Source organism: Kitasatospora sp. NPDC056783 (assembly GCF_042789895.1).
Lineage (GTDB): Bacteria > Actinomycetota > Actinomycetes > Streptomycetales > Streptomycetaceae > Kitasatospora.
In genome coordinates, this window is record NZ_JBHUAF010000708.1 from 1 (window position 1) to 1,415 (window position 1,415).

At 76.6% G+C, this 1,415-nt stretch carries 1 protein-coding gene; it reads right to left on the reverse strand.

The window, feature by feature from the left end; genetic code table 11:
- Window positions 1-2 precede the first annotated feature (2 nt).
- Window positions 3-1,415, reverse strand: a 1,413-nt coding sequence (locus tag ACFRMQ_RS40770) for a PucR family transcriptional regulator (RefSeq protein ID WP_380735984.1), incomplete at its 5' end; no start/stop codon positions are given.

Below are 1,415 nucleotides of genomic sequence, written 5' to 3' on the forward strand. Positions count from 1 at the left end.
GACTACTCGTCCGCGGGCAGCCGCAGTTGCAGCATCGCCAGCAGCCGCTGCTGCGGCTGGGCGAGGTCGATGCCGGTCAACTGCTCGGCGCGGCGCACCCGGTAGCGCAGGGTGTTGGGGTGGATGTGCAGGGCGTCCGCGGCCACCCGGACCTCGCCGAGGGCGTCCAGCCAGGCCAGCACCGACTCGGCCAGCCGGGTGCCGTGCCGACGGTCGTACTCGGTGAGCGCCGTCAGCCGCGGGTCGCGCAGGCCAGCGCGCTCCTGGAGCAGCGCCAGCATCTCGCTGACCAGCACCTCCGCCTGGACGTCGATCAGCGCCGCGACATCCAGGTCCACCCCGCCGCGGCCCATCGCGTCCAGGATCCGGTCCGCCTGCGCACGGGAGTCGGGCACCTGGGCCAGGCCCTCGACGGTCGAGCCGATCGCGGCGCGCAGCGGGACGCCGAGGTGGTCCCGGGCGGCCGTCACCACCTCGGCGGCCCAGCCTCGGACGGTGGTCATCGGCAGCCCGGCCGGGAGCTCCGGCAGCAGCACGTACACCCGGGACTCGATCGGGGCGAGCAGCGCGGTGCGGTGCCGGGCGGCGGTGTGCACCGAGATCAGGCCGGTGACGTCGGAGCGGCGCAGCGCGTCGGTGGTGCGGGCGCTGTAGGCCAGCACGGTGGCCGGGCGGCGCAGGTCCAGGCCGAGGTGGGTGGCGAGCGACTGGGGGCCGGTCGAGCCCTCCAGCAGGCCGGTGAGCAGGGTCTGGGTGAGCCGGACGTCCGCGGACAGCTCCCGGCGGCGGCGCACCAGCTGGGCGGCCGCGACCCGGGCGGCGCCGACCAGGGCCTGCTCGGCCAGCGGAGCCAGCGGCTGCGCGCCCTCCTGCACCCAGATGGTGCCGAGCGGCTGCGCCCCGGCCCGGATGCCGACCGCCAGGCGGCGGCGCAGGCCCAGCTCGGGGTGCGGTTCGACCGCGATCGGGGTGTCCGAGCTGCGCAGGTGCTGGAAGATGCCCCACTCACGGAGTTTGGACAGGTACGGCTCCGGGCCCTGCCAGCCGAGGATGGACAGCCGGCGCAGGTCGTCGACCTCGTCGGAGTCGGAGGAGCGGGAGTAGGCCAGCACCCGGCTGGAGGTGTCCTCGATCGAGACGATGCCGTTGGTGAGCACGGCGACGGTCTGGGCGAGGGAGAAGAGGTCGCCCGCGTTGGGCTCGGGGGCGCCGGGGGCGTCCGGGGCGTCCGGGCCGGCGATGATCGCCCGGGCCAGCGAGTCCAGGTGCTCCCAGCGGGTCTCGCGGCGCACCGAGAGCAGGGCGACGCCGGCGTCGGTGGCGGCCTCGCGCAGCGCGTCGGCCTGGCCGGGGCCGTCCAGCTTGACGGCGACGGCGGCGGCCCCGGCCCGGCCGGCCGCGCGCAGGGCGGGCAG